This window comes from Prochlorococcus marinus subsp. pastoris str. CCMP1986, assembly GCF_000011465.1.
GTDB lineage: Bacteria > Cyanobacteriota > Cyanobacteriia > PCC-6307 > Cyanobiaceae > Prochlorococcus_A > Prochlorococcus_A pastoris.
On the sequence record NC_005072.1, the window covers coordinates 1,304,757 to 1,320,331 of the forward strand.

General features: G+C 28.4%; 22 protein-coding genes and 1 tRNA gene. 12 read left to right on the top strand and 11 right to left on the bottom strand.

All coding sequences use genetic code 11. From position 1 onward, the window contains the following. Positions 1–92 precede the first annotated feature (92 nt). From TX50_RS07265 to TX50_RS09785, 6 genes are all read left to right on the top strand, one after another. Complete coding sequence (locus TX50_RS07265) at positions 93–659, top strand: hypothetical protein (RefSeq protein ID WP_011132989.1); 567 nt, start codon at positions 93–95, stop codon at positions 657–659. Next, the gene (locus TX50_RS07270) at positions 660–1,451 is read left to right on the top strand and encodes a photosystem II S4 domain protein (RefSeq protein WP_011132990.1); all 792 of its coding nucleotides are present in this window, start codon (positions 660–662) and stop codon (positions 1,449–1,451) included. A 54-nt stretch (positions 1,452–1,505) separates the two neighbouring features. Next, positions 1,506–1,577: transfer RNA gene (locus tag TX50_RS07275), tRNA-Val, on the top strand. A gap of 65 nt (positions 1,578–1,642) precedes the next feature. Beyond that, positions 1,643–2,266, top strand: coding sequence for a DUF1295 domain-containing protein (locus TX50_RS07280; RefSeq protein ID WP_011132991.1), 624 nt, complete (start codon positions 1,643–1,645; stop codon positions 2,264–2,266). After that, complete coding sequence (locus tag TX50_RS07285) at positions 2,253–2,804, top strand: pyridoxamine 5'-phosphate oxidase family protein (protein WP_011132992.1); 552 nt, start codon at positions 2,253–2,255, stop codon at positions 2,802–2,804. Before TX50_RS07280 ends, TX50_RS07285 begins: the two co-directional genes overlap by 14 nt. A gap of 75 nt (positions 2,805–2,879) precedes the next feature. Then, a complete protein-coding gene (locus TX50_RS09785; RefSeq protein WP_173028037.1) occupies positions 2,880–3,047 on the top strand; it encodes a hypothetical protein in 168 nt (55 codons plus the stop codon). Here the strand turns inward: TX50_RS09785 and TX50_RS07290 are convergent. Continuing rightward, entirely contained in the window at positions 3,044–3,604 is a 561-nt protein-coding gene (locus TX50_RS07290) for a DoxX family protein (protein ID WP_011132993.1), read from the bottom strand. The two genes, TX50_RS09785 and TX50_RS07290, sit on opposite strands and share 4 nt — an antisense overlap. A gap of 154 nt (positions 3,605–3,758) precedes the next feature. Beyond that, positions 3,759–4,898, bottom strand: a complete 1,140-nt coding sequence (locus TX50_RS07295) for an FAD-binding domain-containing protein (RefSeq protein WP_011132994.1) — start codon at positions 4,896–4,898, stop codon at positions 3,759–3,761. A gap of 185 nt (positions 4,899–5,083) precedes the next feature. Here TX50_RS07295 and TX50_RS07300 point away from each other — a divergent pair, with 185 nt between their 5' ends. Continuing rightward, positions 5,084–6,013, top strand: coding sequence for an oxidoreductase (locus TX50_RS07300; protein WP_011132995.1), 930 nt, complete (start codon positions 5,084–5,086; stop codon positions 6,011–6,013). Here TX50_RS07300 and TX50_RS07305 read toward each other — a convergent pair. The 3 genes from TX50_RS07305 to TX50_RS09365 all read right to left on the bottom strand — a co-directional run bounded on the left by TX50_RS07305 (position 6,008) and on the right by TX50_RS09365 (position 6,795). Further along, positions 6,008–6,274, bottom strand: a complete 267-nt coding sequence (locus TX50_RS07305; RefSeq protein ID WP_011132996.1) for a hypothetical protein — start codon at positions 6,272–6,274, stop codon at positions 6,008–6,010. The two genes, TX50_RS07300 and TX50_RS07305, sit on opposite strands and share 6 nt — an antisense overlap. Positions 6,275–6,278: 4 nt before the next feature. Beyond that, positions 6,279–6,416 carry a hypothetical protein gene (locus tag TX50_RS09985; protein WP_327077670.1) on the bottom strand — a complete coding sequence of 46 codons (138 nt, stop codon included), beginning with the start codon at positions 6,414–6,416 and terminating at the stop codon, positions 6,279–6,281. Positions 6,417–6,546: 130 nt separating this feature from the next. Continuing rightward, entirely contained in the window at positions 6,547–6,795 is a 249-nt protein-coding gene (locus tag TX50_RS09365; RefSeq protein WP_036930502.1) for a DUF3721 domain-containing protein, read from the bottom strand. 49 nt (positions 6,796–6,844) lie between these two features. Here TX50_RS09365 and murD point away from each other — a divergent pair, with 49 nt between their 5' ends. Both murD and TX50_RS07325 read left to right on the top strand, forming a co-directional pair. Continuing rightward, positions 6,845–8,266, top strand: a complete 1,422-nt coding sequence (gene murD, locus TX50_RS07320; protein ID WP_011132998.1) for a UDP-N-acetylmuramoyl-L-alanine--D-glutamate ligase — start codon at positions 6,845–6,847, stop codon at positions 8,264–8,266. A gap of 101 nt (positions 8,267–8,367) precedes the next feature. Further along, entirely contained in the window at positions 8,368–8,682 is a 315-nt protein-coding gene (locus TX50_RS07325; RefSeq protein ID WP_011132999.1) for a hypothetical protein, read from the top strand. A 3-nt stretch (positions 8,683–8,685) separates the two neighbouring features. Here the strand turns inward: TX50_RS07325 and TX50_RS07330 are convergent, their stop codons facing one another. From TX50_RS07330 to TX50_RS07350, 5 genes are all read right to left on the bottom strand, one after another. Then, entirely contained in the window at positions 8,686–9,417 is a 732-nt protein-coding gene (locus TX50_RS07330; RefSeq protein WP_011133000.1) for a pirin family protein, read from the bottom strand. Positions 9,418–9,705: 288 nt separating this feature from the next. Continuing rightward, entirely contained in the window at positions 9,706–10,242 is a 537-nt protein-coding gene (locus TX50_RS07335) for a DUF1643 domain-containing protein (RefSeq protein ID WP_011133001.1), read from the bottom strand. Positions 10,243–10,252: 10 nt separating this feature from the next. After that, positions 10,253–10,738, bottom strand: a complete 486-nt coding sequence (locus TX50_RS07340) for a DUF2214 family protein (protein ID WP_011133002.1) — start codon at positions 10,736–10,738, stop codon at positions 10,253–10,255. A gap of 87 nt (positions 10,739–10,825) precedes the next feature. Next, positions 10,826–11,575 (bottom strand): GAF domain-containing protein, encoded by a 750-nt coding sequence (locus TX50_RS07345; protein WP_036930584.1) that lies wholly within the window; start codon positions 11,573–11,575, stop codon positions 10,826–10,828. Positions 11,576–11,663: 88 nt separating this feature from the next. Continuing rightward, positions 11,664–12,908, bottom strand: a complete 1,245-nt coding sequence (locus tag TX50_RS07350) for an NAD(P)/FAD-dependent oxidoreductase (RefSeq protein ID WP_011133004.1) — start codon at positions 12,906–12,908, stop codon at positions 11,664–11,666. A 194-nt stretch (positions 12,909–13,102) separates the two neighbouring features. On the opposite strand from TX50_RS07350, the gene TX50_RS07355 reads away from it, so the two are divergent. Beyond that, a complete protein-coding gene (locus TX50_RS07355) occupies positions 13,103–13,339 on the top strand; it encodes a hypothetical protein (protein WP_036930500.1) in 237 nt (78 codons plus the stop codon). A gap of 557 nt (positions 13,340–13,896) precedes the next feature. Beyond that, positions 13,897–14,772, top strand: a complete 876-nt coding sequence (locus tag TX50_RS07360) for a DMT family transporter (protein ID WP_011133005.1) — start codon at positions 13,897–13,899, stop codon at positions 14,770–14,772. A gap of 195 nt (positions 14,773–14,967) precedes the next feature. Here the strand turns inward: TX50_RS07360 and TX50_RS09960 are convergent, their stop codons facing one another. Continuing rightward, entirely contained in the window at positions 14,968–15,102 is a 135-nt protein-coding gene (locus tag TX50_RS09960; protein WP_268741253.1) for a hypothetical protein, read from the bottom strand. Between the two features lie 123 nt (positions 15,103–15,225). Here TX50_RS09960 and TX50_RS07365 point away from each other — a divergent pair, with 123 nt between their 5' ends. Next, a complete protein-coding gene (locus TX50_RS07365; RefSeq protein ID WP_036930497.1) occupies positions 15,226–15,501 on the top strand; it encodes a cupin domain-containing protein in 276 nt (91 codons plus the stop codon). Positions 15,502–15,575: the final 74 nt, after the last annotated feature.

Consider the following 15,575-nt stretch of genomic DNA (forward strand, 5'->3'; position numbering starts at 1 on the left):
GTTCTTTAATTTTTTTACTTTAACTTAATCTATAGTAGAGATATCTTGTTTTATTAATTTGAATCAACAAACCAACATTTGAGGAATGAAAATTGACTAAAAGTATAGTGATATTTAATGAGTTAGAAAAATGCCTTGATCTATTAAATGTTTTCAAGGACAAATCAATATTTCTAACAGAATGTTTATTAATTTTGCCATCTAAAGAAAAAACAACTCCTGATCAACAACAATTATTAAATTTATCCACAAATAGCTTCTTTAAATCTGAAGAAATTGAAAACATAAGAATCCTAAACCCAAAACTTGATAGAAAAATAAGACAGAAAAATATGCGTAACTGGCTAATGCCATTTGGTTTTATAGCAGGCATAGCATTTTCTAATATGACAAACTTATCCACTTTTAGCTTCCTTGGATTAAACAATATAGGAGAATCTTTCATGGGTGGTCTTTTGGGTATGGGCTCAGGATATTTAGGTAGCATTGTATCTTCAGCAAGTATTAACGTTAATAGAAATAAAGAGTTGAGATCTATTATTGATTTCAATAAAGAAGGAAAATGGCTTGTTCTTCTTGAAAATCAAATAGGAACTGAGTTACCCTGGGCTTTAATAAAACAATCAGACCCTAGAGACATTATTTTTATAGAAGGCTAAATGATTGACTTGAAGGAATTACTAATAAATTCAAATTACAAAAAAGAAATTGAGGAATTAATAAATATTTCTAATTTATCTTTAAAACATTGGCAAACATATTGGACCGGGTTTAATTCAACATTTGTGTGTGAAGAAATTTTGAAAGAATTTGAAAATTTAAATGATTTTAAATTTTTTGTTTTTGGAGGATATAATTCAGCCCAAAGATCCAAGATTGCATGTTTTAGAGAAGATAATACCCCAGAGAAAAATGAACTGATTAAAGATTTCCCTGCGAAAGGTTTTCAAATGAATGGTAATTTTTTGTTTGACAATGCAACTCAGGATGACTTTAGATCCCTATTAGTGGATAATGGATTGAGGGAAGAAAGAATTGGTGATATTTGGACCATAGGCGATAGAGGAGCTCAAGGAATAATCGACGATTCAAAAATTGAATTCTTAGATGAAAAGATTTTCTCCCTAAGAGATGTAAAAGTAAAAATAAAAATAGTATCTTTAGATGAATTACAAATACCTGCTGGGAGATCAAAAAAAATAATTAATACGGTAGAGGCTTCAACAAGGATAGATGCGATAGCTTCTGCAGGTTTCCGAATCTCTAGGAACAAAATTTTGGAAAGGATAGAAACTGGAATGCTTAAATTAAATGGTAAGACAGTAAAGAAAGGTACTATTAGTTTAAAAGTTGGCGACAAACTTCAACTTGATAACAAAGGGTTTATTGAAATTCTAGATTTAGAAATAACTAAAAGAGAAAGATGGAAAATTAAGTTACTTAGAAAATGAATCCTTGAGCTGCTATTTTCATATAGGGAGTTCAAATATTTAACTTTTTCAAAAGGGCGATTAGCTCAGCGGTAGAGCATTACCTCGACAAGGTAGTGGTCACTGGTTCGAATCCAGTATCGCCCATTAGATTATTTATGAATGCAAGAAGATCCACAAATAATACTTTCGTTTTTTAGATTAATTAGAAAATGAAACTTAACCAAATAATCAACCTGCATAAAGGCTTAACTCTGTTTGTTGTGGCAGGGTTAATGATTTTTTATAAAAATTATTCAATTGCTGCATGGGTTTATTTATCTTTGCATGGAACTTATGGAATACTTTGGTTGTTAAAAGAAAAAATATTTCCAGATCCATATTTTAAAGAAAAAATAAATTTCATAACTTCAATTACTGGGTTTATTTTCCTTGGTAGTTACTGGATAGCTCCATTTATTCTCATTTCCTCCCAAAAATCAGTTTCATATCCCATAATTGCAGCTTCTATTTCAATAAATATAATTGGTGTTTTTCTTCATTTTGCAAGTGATGCTCAAAAATATTTCACTCTTAAAATCAATAAAGAACTTATTAAAGATGGATTTTTCAAAAATATAAGAAATACAAATTACCTTGGTGAAATACTAATTTATTTATCATTTGCTATCCTTTCTGTGAGTTTTATACCTTTTGCTATTCTTGCTTTATTTTTCTTTGGAGTCTTTCTACCAAGAATGCTAAAAAAGGACAAATCACTTACAAAATATGCTTCATTTGCGGAATATAAGCGAATTAGTGGTTTACTTTTACCCAAATTTAATGAAGGAAATTAAAATTCCAATATGGAGGCAGGAGTTAAAAGCTGCGAGAAAAAAAGAAGGTAAATTACCCTCAAGTAGGTGGTTTCAACTTTGTACTATTAACGAGGATAACGAACCTAGATTACGTACGGTAGTTTTTAGAGGATGGCAAAGTGAAAGTTCAATCCTTATTTTTACTGATAGCCGCAGCGAAAAAGTTGCTCAATTAAAATTAAACTCCAACGCAGAGGTTTTATGGCTTTTTTTTAAAAGCAAATCACAATTCAGATTTAAAGGAAAAATGAAGGAGTTAAAGGAAAACATGAAATATTGGGATTCGTTATCAGATAGATGCAAATCAACTTGGTTTTGGCAACATCCAGGAAAACAGATTAATAAGAATATTTGCACTTCTCAAATAATTTCTAGTGATTTAAATAAACCAGAAAGTTTTGTTGTATTAGAATTTGAAATATATTCTGTAGATCTCCTTAAATTAGTAATGCCTATCCACAAGAGGTATGTATGGCATAAGGAAAATAATTGGAAAAGAATGGAAATAAATCCATAAAATATTTCTAAATTGTTTACTTAGGTTGAAAAAATTAAATAGATCGGTCAGTTTTATAAAAGAAATATTAACCATATGAATTTCTCTGAAATTCCTGAAAATCCTTTAATCTTTTTATCTTGGGTGACAGCTTTGGGACTTTTCTTAAGTTTAACTGAAGCGACTTTAAAAATTAAATTTGAAAAAATAAATTCATTACAAAAAAAACAGGAATTTATTGATAGTCTTTATCCAAAAATTTAATTTGAAGTATCTGAGAGTAGGTTAGCTTGTAGGAATTGGAAGATACCACCTTTATTAGTTGAATCCTCTTGACTGATTGATTTACCATTATTTGCTTTAGTTTTTACTGTTTCTTGAATATCTTCTTCAGCAGATTCAGATCTCAATACTCTTATTATTACTTCATCAATTGAGAAATCTCCAGGACCTGTTAGTGCTATTGAGGTAGCTGAGGCGAAATAAAGTAGTAAAAGTTCTAACAAGAAAATATTAAATCCCGATGTTACTAGAGCATGATAGATAGCAACCGATATAGTACCAACTATTGCTAATGCACCAAATCTTGTAGCTAAACCAAGTATTAATAACCAGCTTCCACCAATTTCTGAAAATGCAGCTACATATGATAAAAATATTGGGAAAGGTAAGTGTAAGGGTCTGACAAAAGCATCAGCAAAATTATCTATATTAGCTAGCTTTTCAAATCCATGATGAATTAAAACTGTACCAGTAATTACTCTTAAGATTAATAAAGCTGTATCTTTGCTGAATGATTTTGTAAGAATTGTTGAAAGCACTATAAAATGTATTTCTTAAGTAAAAATAACTAGCCACATTATTCATCGTGGATTAAACCATAAAACTGATCTTGAATTAAGTATTTATACCTAATGATTTGCGTATTTAGAATTTTTAGCTTTTTAAAAAGCTATTACATTTCAAAAATTTCCATTAATAATTTTGAAAAACATATTGATTAATTTTGGGTATATTTTCTTTGAATTTAAAGAACCCTTTTTTGGCAAACTTCCAAGCAAATAAGTCTTGATCTCTTACTAAATTAAAAATCACCTTATTATTTAACTTCTTAAAACTATTCATAAAATCGTTATTTTCACCAACACCAGGATAAATCATATCTAAATGATCAATATTAACCAATGTCTCTTTTAGTTTTAAAGGATCAATCTGAGTAACATTATCAAATTGCTTTATGAATTCAAGAACTATTTGTTGTTTGAAACTCAAAACTGCTTCAGATAATTTTATTTTTCTTTGATCATTACTTAGTAGGATAATAAAAACGCTCTTGTAATTTCGTAGTGTATTTTCAAGAGTTGAAACATGTAAATCGTTTTCAAATAATATAAGGGTTTCTGACTTTTGTTCCATATTGCTTTTATAAATCTCATCATCAAGTGGGATTTGATTTTTTTCTTCAAGAAAGATTTGCCTATTACTAATTTTCTCAACATTGAATCTATTATTTGAAAATTTTCTTAGATTTGCTGAGGAAAAACGATATTGCTTTCCTTTTGTTTGTAACCCTGCAACCCATCTCCAACTCAAAAGATTCGAGGCAGCATCTCCATCATAAAGATGTTTAAAGAAAAAACTTGCGCCTAATTGCCAGGGCAGACCTAAATTAAAAATCCAAGTACTAGCAAACCACATACGAGTATGATTGTGTAAGTAGTTATAAGTTTTTAACTCATTAACCCATGAATTGAAAAAACCTAATTCTGAGTTTCCATTTATTGCTTTTTCATAGGTTTCAATATCGTATTCATAATTGTTTTCTGAAATAAAATTACACCACACCTTTGGTCTATTTTCCATCCAACCTTGCCAATAAATTCTCCAATAAATCTCTTCAACAAATTTATTAATCTTTTGAGAACGATATTTCTTTTTAACCTCTTCAAGCAATTCGTATTCTAATAAAACTCTATGGGAAATATAAGGTGATAATTTTGAAACGGAGCTTTTATTAGTTGGGCCATAATCAAAACTACGAAGTTTTTCGTAGTTTGTGATTTTATTCTCTAAAAAATCATCCCACTTTTCCTGAGCATCTAAAAGTAATGACATTTTTGAATATACTAAAAAATTTTTTTCTAAATTGTAATTTCTTAATTAATGAAATTTTTTAATTAAATTACAAAACGAGTAATCATTTAAGTACTCGCGATCCTAACCATATGTATTTACGATAAAAAATATTCAGCAAACTTGATTTTTAATTAAGTTTCAATATCTCTTAGAATAATTAGAAAATGACTGCCACTACTTTCAGGAATAAAAATTCTAATTGGACCATATCAGATATCCCCAATTTAGATGGGAAAACAGCTTTTATTACTGGAGCAAACAGTGGTCTTGGATATTACACAGCTAAAGCTCTAGCAGAAAAAAATGCACATGTTTTACTTGCTTGCAGAAGTTTAGAAAAGGCTAATTCGGCTATAGATAAATTAAAGTCGCTAAATCCTAAAGGTAAGTTTACTCCTGTAGAACTAGATCTATCAGATTTAAATAATGTAAGTGAAATTGGATTAAAAATATCAAGTGAGTTTGAGAACTTAGATTTGCTAATTAACAATGCAGGTATAATGCATCCGCCAAAAACATTAAGCAAACAAGGTTTTGAGATACAATTTGCGGTCAATCATTTAGCACATATGCTATTAACACTAAAATTTCTTCCTTTAATTGAAAAGAAAGAAAACTCTAGAATAGTAACGGTAACTTCGGGGGCTCAGTTCTTTGGAAAAGTTGGGTGGAATAACCTTAAAGCAGAAAATTACTATAACAAGTGGGAATCATACGCTACCAGTAAATTAGCTAACGTAATGTTTGCTTTAGAGTTAAATGAAAAAATAAAGCAAAAAAATATTTTATCCTTGGCGGCCCATCCAGGTATTGCAAAAACAAATCTTTTTTCTGCACAGAAACCAAAACCAAGTCCAATTGAAACTTTCTCTTTAGAACTATTTAGTCCAATTTTTCAATCGGCAGAAATGGGCGCTTTACCTCAATTACTTGCTGCCACTTCTCCTATGGCAAAGGGAGGAGACCATTACGGACCTAAATTCAATTTTAGAGGTCATCCAAAATTATCTCCAACTTCACCATTTGCTCTAAATAAGAAAGAAAGAAAAAATTTATGGGAAAAGAGTTTGGAAATACTTAATAGTTTTTTATGAGTTTTTTAGTTTTATTAACTTCAAAAAATATTTCAAAATATGCAATTCACTTTCTGAAAGTTTCATAAATTCATTTAAAGCCTGATAATTATCTTCATCAAATTCATTGGCTATTTCCAAAAATTCTTTATGATTTTCATTTACAAATCTCTCTGCAATTTGTGATGGAGATAACCCCTTATCAATCAAATTACCCGGAGCATTTTTCTCCCAATTTTTATAGAACCAAGAGAACCATAATTCAGTAATATTTTCTTTCATTTAATTAATCTGGGTATTTAATTTTAGATCTAGGAAATAAAAATAAACCAGAAATTATTGCAAATATTGTTAATAAACCTACAACAGGTGTAAAAAGAGGTTGTAGATTTATAAAGAAAAAATTTCCTGTATGAATTTTCATAAGCCAAAAAAATCCAATCCAAAATATTGAAATAAAGAATATAAGCTTCCACTAAGAACGGTTATTAATAATGGAATTACTGCTATAAGAGTAATACTTCTGTGAAGTTTTCTTGTTTTAGTTTTAAACATTATTTGTTTTTTCTAAGGTATTTGTGAAGATCTTTTTCACTTTCACAAGCCATCCACATTTCTTTTATTTTAAATGTTCCAGAGCAACCAAGGTCTTTAGCTTTTTCTTTGGCTTCACTTTCAGTTGAATAAGAACCTCTAAGATGAGCTTTTAATTCAATATCTATTAAATTAAATCCATAAATAATTAATAAGATGTTTATTAATTTTAATTTAGAAATTAGATTAGTTTTTAAAGAATTTTTCATAATTAAATAGACCATTTAATTTCTAGTCTTCAATTTAATTATAAATTTAATGCCTATTAAAAATAATTCAAAAAAGGAAGGAAAAATAAATTTTGTTATTGGGTTAGGAAGATCTGGTTTTTGGGCGGCAAAGTATTTAAGAAGTATTGGAAAGAGAGTTATTGTCTGGGAAAGTAAAGAAAATAAAGAACTTTTAGAAAGAAAGAAAATACTAGAAAAACTCGATATATCTGTTTGCTTAAATAAACAATTTTTATTTGATGAGTTTTATAAATTTCTTAGACAAATTGAGTCTATTGTTGTAAGTCCAGCTATACCCTTTGATCATAAAACAATAATCAAACTTAAAGAACGAGGAATCGTCGTAATAGGGGAAATAAATATCGCATGGGAAAGTTTAAAGAATATAAATTGGATTGGGATTACTGGTACTAATGGGAAAACTACAGTTACTCACTTATTAAGTCATATACTAAGAGAAAATAATTTATTCGCCCCATTTGCAGGCAATATTGGGACTCCATTATGCGAAATTGCTTACTCAACAAAAAGCAAAAATATTGATTGGATAGTCGCTGAATTAAGCAGTTTTCAAATAGAAATAGCGACACATTGCATTAAACCTAAAATTGGAATTTGGACAACATTTACTCCCGACCATCTTGACCGTCACAAAACACTTGATAATTATTTCAAGATTAAAAATAGCTTACTAAAACAATCAGAATTTAGAATTTATAATTACGACGATCAATATTTAAAAGAAAATTTCAAATCACTTTTAAATGGAATATGGATAACTACTAATCCTAACGTATCTGATTCAGATCACTGTGATTATTGGATAAATAATGAAAACTTTATTGTAGAGAGAAGGGAAAAATTATTGAGTTTAAAGAATTTCAAATTGAAAGGTAATCATAACACTCAAAATCTATTACTAGCTGTAGCAGCTGCAAGGAAAATTGGATTATCCACTGAGAGAATAAAGAATGCTTTACTTAGCTATGAACAACTTCCCCATAGAATGGAAACAATATTCCAACGTGATGAACTTGAAATAATTAATGATAGCAAGGCTACCAATTTTGACTCTTCCGTAGCAGGTATAAATGCAATTAAAGGTTCTCCCATAATAATTTCTGGGGGTAGGTTAAAAAATGGGGATTCTATTGAATGGGTAAAGATTATTAATAAAAAAGCAAAAGCTGTATTTCTTTTTGGCGAAAGCTCGCAAACCTTAAAAAAATTGATCCTTGAAGGAGGATTTAAGAATGATATTTTAACTTTTAATGATCTTTCAGAAGTAATCAACTACGCCTATTCTTATATAAAAAATAATCAATCTGAAACTTTATTATTTTCTCCTTCATGTTCGAGTTTTGATCAATTTAGAGACTATGAACAAAGAGGAGATATTTTTAAAAAATTAATCTATGAAAAATTCAATATAAAGTTTATCGCGCATTAAAAATTTAGTTGGACTAATTCCAGGTCGGTCATTACAACCAATACACTACTAGCAAATTTCCTCTTATTTAGTTAAATTTTAAATACAAATTCGAAAGAAACATGAGTGAATCTAACAATTTACCTCAAGCAATAAGCCATAAAAAATTAACTTATTTGATGCTGAATGCACAAAAAGATCTTAATGCCTCTGATGATAAAAAAAATATTGAAAGCTTAGAAAAACAAGAATTTGATGAATTAATAAATAATTGGGAGATCGTAACTAAAGATGTCATTAACACAATTTCTAAGCGAAATAAAAACTTATTAAAAAATAAATCTTCTAATTCCTTAATTGCGTTGGGTGCTATGGAAGTTCATCTAAATATGGCATTACAAGCACTAAACGCATTCAAAAAAGACTCTTTAGACTAAATATTATAGTTTTGGCATAGAGAATAAAAGCATATCGACGTAGGTATCTGATTGAATATCTATACCGCTGAAATCAGAAATCTCAAATCCCAAACCGTCACCAGAAGAAAGCTTTTTACTTGATTTATTATTTTTATCTCTTACTATCAAATCACCCTCTATTATTTGAATCCAATTAAATTTTTCTATTTCTGAAGGTAAATATTTTTTGTTTAAAAGGTTATATTTACATCGCCATATAGATATATCTTGATTTATAAAAAGCGGACATTTGTTTTTTTTAAAAGAATCAATAATCAGATTATTACCAGAAGTATTCTTAATCGAAATTTGATTATATGAAGGATTGAGGTCTTGAATATCCGGATATATCCATATCTGAAATAATTTGCAGTCTGTATTTTTTTCATTTTTTTCACTATGAGTAATCCCTGTTCCTGCAGACATAACCTGCACTTCATCTTCATGAATTATTCCTAAATTATTTAATGAATCTCTATGTGTAATCTCACCTTTTATGACTATTGTGACTATCTCCATATTCGAATGAGAGTGAGTATTAAATCCTGAATTAGGAGAAATTATATCTTCATTAATTACTCTAATTTTTCCAAAATTATCCCAGATTGGATCCCTGTGTTCTGCAAAAGAAAATGAGTGTTTTGAATCAAGCCATTCTCTATTTGATTTAAATCTTTCATTAGATTTTCTGAACTTGAGAATATTTAAAGCCATCTAATTATTTATGAAAGATTTATAAAATTTTATTTATTTTTCGGAAGGAGTCCAATTATGGCAGTTGAGAGAAATGAAAATTAGAAAAATTATATTTAGAAATTTATTTTACTTTGTGCCTTGGTTGCTTTACTAATAATTTTTTTTGCCTCATCTCTTGTTAAACAGTTTTCTGCTTTAACATTTAAATTCTTTAGCTTTTGTAATTGTTTAGAGATTTTCATCTCATATTTAATATTTTCCTAAAGTTAACATATTTTCAAAAGAATAGCATTAGCTCTTATTACATCACGAGAACTTTAATGAAGATTCTGATTGAAGTACTGAATTATTAGAGCAATATAACGGGTGTATAGGATTTTGTTTTTTTGTTTTTTTTATAAAAAGCGGACCTAAGGGATTCACAAATTTATCTTTTTTTATTGAATAAAAATTCATTATTTTTTTAGAAATTTTGTAATTCCTATTAAGAAAGATCCCTTTATTGCCCCAGCCCAACCACAAGTGACAATTTTTATTTTCAGACCAGTATTTTAAACTTTTATTTATAAATTTATTGTTTAAATAGCCAACAGGTTTCTTATGAGTGAATAATTTATCAGGTGTTTTGGAAATTAAAGCGAATAGATTTATTATTTTAAGATTTCCATAGTTATAGTTTTTGCAGATTTTGATTATTTTCCTCGTTGTATTATCAATATAATTCAAATCTGAAAGGGATGGATTTAAACCTATGAAAATTATTTCTTTTTTTGATTTATTTATTTTAAAACTTAAACTCCATCTATATTCTTTATTTGTACTTATTAAACAACTTCTTTCCATAAAGATTTTTTCAACCTAGACCCACGCCTCTCGCCATTAAAGTCGCGAAAAGAGGGATAGTTGCAAAACCTACTAATTCAGTTGTAATAATAAATCTGAATCTTTTTACAAGTTTTTCTGAGATCTCAGGTAGTTTATTTTTACTCAATGGTATCGCCCACAAAATATAAGTTGTTGTTGGGTATAAAGATAATAATCCAACTAAAATATACAGAGATACTTTAATCCAAAAAATTGGATTTTCTGTATAAAAATCACCTCCTTGTCCAAAATATTTAACCCGTAAAATTCCAGTAACCAATATTGCAACCCCAGCTAAGCCATAAATAACATCTGCAACAACCATTGAAATAGTTTGGTTTCTATTAAGATCAACTTTTAAAGTCAGCCTTTCAAATAAAAGAGATCCAAAACAAAGAATGATTCCCAGGTAATGGATATAAGCAACTAATGCACTTTTAGCTATTTCACCCGTAAATAAAGTTCCTAGTAACATTTGCAAGTCTAAATTTATATATAATACTAGCTATTTAAATATATATCCGTCCAAAAATGCCTTCAGTAAAAAAGTAATTTTTAGATTTTAGGATTTTAGGAACCTTTTTTGTCCCTCCTGAAAAGAATCTTTTTTATTCCAGACCTCAACCACATCTGGGAAATGCTTTTCCATACAAACATCACAAACACCATGACTAAATCTTATATCACTTATTTTCGATAGATATTTTTCTAAATGCATCCAATCACCATCATTATTTTTGACTTCTCTGCAATATGAACAGACTGATAATATACCCTCCTGTTTATGCAAATTAGATAAAGCCTCTAATAAATTGAGAGATTTCTTTCTTAACTCCAAAAAAGCAACTATTTGCTTAGATAATAATTCCATTACATTGAATTGTTTTAGAGAAAGATTACCTGGTTTCCGATCGATAACACATAAAGTTCCAAGTTTATTACCATCTCTATTTTTAAGAGGAAACCCAGCATAAAACCTAATTTTAGGATCACCAGTTACCAAGGGATTATTGATAAATCTTTCATCCTGAAAAGCATCCTGAATAATTAATGGGCTATTTTCTTGAATAGCATGGGTACAAAAAGACCAATCCCTTTTTGTTTCATTAATTTCGAGGCCCACTTTTGACTTAAACCATTGCTTATCTTTATCAACTAAGGTCATTAAAGATATCGGAACATTACAGGTTGAAGCTGCTATTTTTGTAATATCGTCATAACAGGATTCTGGTTTAGTCCCCAATATTCTATATTCAGCTAATGCTTTTAACCTTCTTTCTTCTTCTTCCTTTTTAGGAATTAGATTTTGCATCATTCTTTTTGAGTTTTTAAACTTTAAAATTAATCTCTGTTTAAAAAACTTTTATCTATAAATACTTAATAAAAAGAAGATAAACTTATTAATTTGTTACTTTGTCACATAACTTTGAGACTGACTGTCCTGCAAGCCATCCACTCGTCCAACAATGTTGAAAATTGAATCCCCCAGTGATTCCATCAACATCTAGAACTTCACCAGAAAAAAATAAACCTGGACATATTAAACTTTCCATACTTTTAAAATTAACTTCATTGATAGAGACACCTCCAGAGGTGACAAATTCCTCTCCAAAGGGGCCTTTACTAGAAATAATATATTTATCTTTCAATAGGCTATTTATCATTTTCTCTCTTTCATTTGCAAGAAGATCTGACCACTTCTTATCTTTATTAATTTCCATTTTATTTAATAAGAACACCCACAACCTCCTTGTTAACAAAGGTAGAGGTCTTAAATTAATTAAGTTTAATTTTCCATTATTAAATTTTAGGTTATCAATTTTTTCTTTTAACTCTTTATATTCAAGGTTTGTCCATCTAATTATTAAATTAAATTTATACTTCTGGTCAAACAATTCTCTCGCAGCTATCGAAGAGAGCTTTAGGACAGCAGGGCCGCTAAATCCCCAATGAGTTATAAGTAAATCTCCTCTATTTTTGAAAGATTTGTTATTTAGTTGAATTTCAATATCTATATTTTTAATAGAGACACCACTACACTCATTCAATTTTTTTTCTTTTGTGGAGAAAGTAAAAAGGGACGGGACAGGTCTGATTATACTGTGGCCAAAATTTTTAGCTAATTTATATCCACTAGGATGGCCTCCAGTAGAGAGAATAATATTTTTTGCAATTATCGAAAATTTTTCTCTATTAAAAATAGTAAAAAGGTTATCTGAAGTTTTTAAAATTTCTTTTACAAAAAATTTAGTTGATATCTCTACCCCTTTATTTATGGCATTTTTTTTTAAGCAACTTATTACATCTAAAGATGAATCAGATACTGGAAATACTCTATTATCAGCTTCAATCTTCAAATTTAATCCTCTTTTTTCAAACCAATCAAATACATCTCCAGCGGCAAAACGATTAAATGATTCCAAAAGCTTAATACCACCTCGAGGATAATTTTCTGCTAACTCACTCGGTATCCATGATGCATTAGTTACGTTGCATCTACCTCCTCCACTTATTCTTACTTTCTCCATAAGTTTTGAGGAGCCTTCAAGAATTATTATTCTTTTAACACCATTTTCGGCGGCTGTTACTGCGGTCATGAAACCTGCTGCTCCACCACCAATTACTACTAAATCAAAAGGGTTCAAAAATGTAGGCTCTCAATATTTCCTTAATCTGATAATAGTAATTCAATTTCATAAAAAAAAAAGTTTTTTTTAAATAAAAAATGCAACTCTTAGACTAAATTATCTTGAAATATGGAGAATAATAAATTAATGACATTTTAAATTTTATGGTTTATATAAACACGCAAATATCTTTTATATATTATTTTAGTTAGATGGTTAATTTATTTTCCTACGTCAAATATTCTGAAGCTAGCTTTCCAATGACGGGTCAATATACGGCTCTTTTGTTATTAACTTCAGTTATTTGGGTACTTCTTTGGATCGGTTATAGACAAAACAAAATAAACGATGAAATAAAGAAAAAAGAGAAGGAAGAAAGAATTAACGCAAAGGCCGAAAGGAGAAGAAAGTTAGAAAGTTTATATCCGAATCGAAAAAATAATTTTTGAAAAAAGATTTTAAGAAGTATTAATTAGAAGTTACTTTAATTTTTTGTATCGAATTCGCTTCTAGCCTTAATAAGCTTTGAAATTTCCAGGTTAAGTTCTTCTTCGGATTTAAAGCCTAATATGTCGAATGGTGCCAGACCCAGCGAAACATCATTTTTATTAATTAATTCCATATTATTGATAATTTGTTTTTATGTTAGATAATTATTAAATTAAAGTAATTGCTTGGTGATTGATTCAACATAATACTTACTGCTTTCAGATATAAATATGAAAAATATAAATTTTTTGATGAACTTCTTATGAATTTTCTTATTTATAAATCACCTTACAATTTTTTAGTATTAAACCTTATGTTAATTTCTTAAATTATCTGCTTCTAATGACTGTATGAAGACTTTATATTATTTAAATATAAATATCAAATTTAAATATCATGGAAACTAACAAATTAAAGTCTTTAATACAGTATCTGCCGGGTTTTATTATTCTTCTATACGTTTTCTTTTTAGCAATAACACAATTTATAAAGTAAAAAATTTTTAGAATTATTAGTTTTGATTGGAATTTTTTCGGCCTTTGGAGCAGCAATATCATGGACTTATGCATGCTTCATATGGCGTTCGCAAACCGAAAAGTATAAATCCATAGATATTAATTTAGTAAAAAATATAATCGCATTTCTAATTTTTCTTCCTGCATTTATCAATCTCAGTGTTTTAAATAATTTAAAATCTATTATTACTCTATTATTTAGTGGAGTTATAGGAATAGGATTAGGAGATACTTTTTATATAAAGTCATTGCAGCTAATTGGTACTAGAAGAACTTTATCTATTGAAACACTATCTCCAATATTAGCTGCATTATCTGGTGAAATTTTTATTAATGAAAACCTAGCATTTAGGTCTTATCAAGGTATTTTAATTATATCAATTTCACTTTTCATTCTACTTAGGCAGAGAACTAATCTCATAGTTAATAATTTGACCAACATTACAGAACGAAATAATTTAAGCGTTTATGTATTTCCATTTTTATCAGTTTTATGTGCTGTTTCAGGGGGTCTATTATCTCGAAAAGTATTTTTAGAAAGCAATCTATCTCCTTTCCAGGCAACGGAGATCAGGTTACTTGGAGCAATAATATTTTTAATAATAATAAAAAAATTTAGAATTAATTTTTTCTTAAAGAAATTAGATTTTAATGATCAAAAAAGATTTTTACTCTCAATATTATTAGGAACAAATTTAGGCATATTGCTTCAACAAATTGTTTTCAAGACTCTTCCTTTAGGCATAGGTTGGACTTTACTTAGTACCTCCCCCGTAATTTCTCTTTTTTTCGCAACTAAAGAAGAAGGACAGATAACAAAAGGTATAATATTCTTTACTACATTATTATTTTTAGGTTTATGTCTAATAATTATATGAAAGTTAAATCCATGTAATAAATACTCATGTTAATAGATAAAACAATCAATAAAATAATCTTAGAAACGTTATTCAATATGAAAGTTCTAAAGAAAAAGACACTTGGAATCTTTGAAGTATATTTAATTTTCTTATCATGCCTATATGCCGGATTTATAGGTTATAAGTCCTTATTAAATATATTAATTACTTAAATTAATTTATTTTTTGAGCCGACTTTACCAAGTGACCTCCATCTTGATCATCATCATCACTTGAAGCGAAAAATAAACAATATATCCCAAGTGAAGCTATTGATATTGAAATAGAAAGGGCTGAAAGCTCGTCCATTAATAAAAGTATATATTAGATACTAATAGAAAAATAAATAAAAATTTGTAAATTAATTAACCTTGTTAAAATATTTTTAATATGACAATTTAATTATAATGTCTATATTAATGTATTTTTGTGGTGAGAATTCTTATTAAATCGCCATGCAGCGCCAGTTTAATAATTCAGTACGGAATAAAGAATTGGCCTATTTGGGAGCGCGAACCATGTAATTTTTCTTGGATTTACAGGGAAAAAGAAATTTGTTACATAATTGAAGGTGAAGCAAAAATTAAAACTGAAGCTGGAGAAAGTTACTTAATTAAATCAGGAGACTTGGTTGAATTTCCTGAAGGACTTTCTTGCGAATGGAAAATAATTAAAAGTTTGAAAAAACACTTTAGATTAGGGGAATAGATTTAAAAAAATATTCCCATAAATTAACTAATTTTGTTCTATAAGCTAATATAAATTAGTAAATTAATTGTTAA

Excerpts from the sequence above, each read along its gene's own strand:
- TX50_RS07340 (WP_011133002.1), bottom strand. The coding sequence starts at position 10,738 with ATGTTACTAGGAACTTTATTTACGGGTGAAATAGCTAAAAGTGCATTA.
- TX50_RS09985 (WP_327077670.1), bottom strand. The coding sequence starts at position 6,416 with ATGAAAATTCATACAGGAAATTTTTTCTTTATAAATCTACAACCTCTT.
- TX50_RS07285 (WP_011132992.1), top strand. The coding sequence starts at position 2,253 with ATGAAGGAAATTAAAATTCCAATATGGAGGCAGGAGTTAAAAGCTGCG.
- TX50_RS07355 (WP_036930500.1), top strand. The coding sequence starts at position 13,103 with ATGGTTAATTTATTTTCCTACGTCAAATATTCTGAAGCTAGCTTTCCA.
- TX50_RS09785 (WP_173028037.1), top strand. The coding sequence starts at position 2,880 with ATGAATTTCTCTGAAATTCCTGAAAATCCTTTAATCTTTTTATCTTGG.
- TX50_RS07280 (WP_011132991.1), top strand. The coding sequence starts at position 1,643 with ATGAAACTTAACCAAATAATCAACCTGCATAAAGGCTTAACTCTGTTT.
- TX50_RS07330 (WP_011133000.1), bottom strand. The coding sequence starts at position 9,417 with ATGGCTTTAAATATTCTCAAGTTCAGAAAATCTAATGAAAGATTTAAA.
- TX50_RS07270 (WP_011132990.1), top strand. The coding sequence starts at position 660 with ATGATTGACTTGAAGGAATTACTAATAAATTCAAATTACAAAAAAGAA.
- TX50_RS09365 (WP_036930502.1), bottom strand. The coding sequence starts at position 6,795 with ATGAAAAATTCTTTAAAAACTAATCTAATTTCTAAATTAAAATTAATA.
- TX50_RS07295 (WP_011132994.1), bottom strand. The coding sequence starts at position 4,898 with ATGTCATTACTTTTAGATGCTCAGGAAAAGTGGGATGATTTTTTAGAG.
- TX50_RS07325 (WP_011132999.1), top strand. The coding sequence starts at position 8,368 with ATGAGTGAATCTAACAATTTACCTCAAGCAATAAGCCATAAAAAATTA.
- TX50_RS09960 (WP_268741253.1), bottom strand. The coding sequence starts at position 15,102 with ATGGACGAGCTTTCAGCCCTTTCTATTTCAATATCAATAGCTTCACTT.
- TX50_RS07300 (WP_011132995.1), top strand. The coding sequence starts at position 5,084 with ATGACTGCCACTACTTTCAGGAATAAAAATTCTAATTGGACCATATCA.
- TX50_RS07335 (WP_011133001.1), bottom strand. The coding sequence starts at position 10,242 with ATGGAAAGAAGTTGTTTAATAAGTACAAATAAAGAATATAGATGGAGT.
- murD (WP_011132998.1), top strand. The coding sequence starts at position 6,845 with ATGCCTATTAAAAATAATTCAAAAAAGGAAGGAAAAATAAATTTTGTT.
- TX50_RS07345 (WP_036930584.1), bottom strand. The coding sequence starts at position 11,575 with ATGCAAAATCTAATTCCTAAAAAGGAAGAAGAAGAAAGAAGGTTAAAA.
- TX50_RS07305 (WP_011132996.1), bottom strand. The coding sequence starts at position 6,274 with ATGAAAGAAAATATTACTGAATTATGGTTCTCTTGGTTCTATAAAAAT.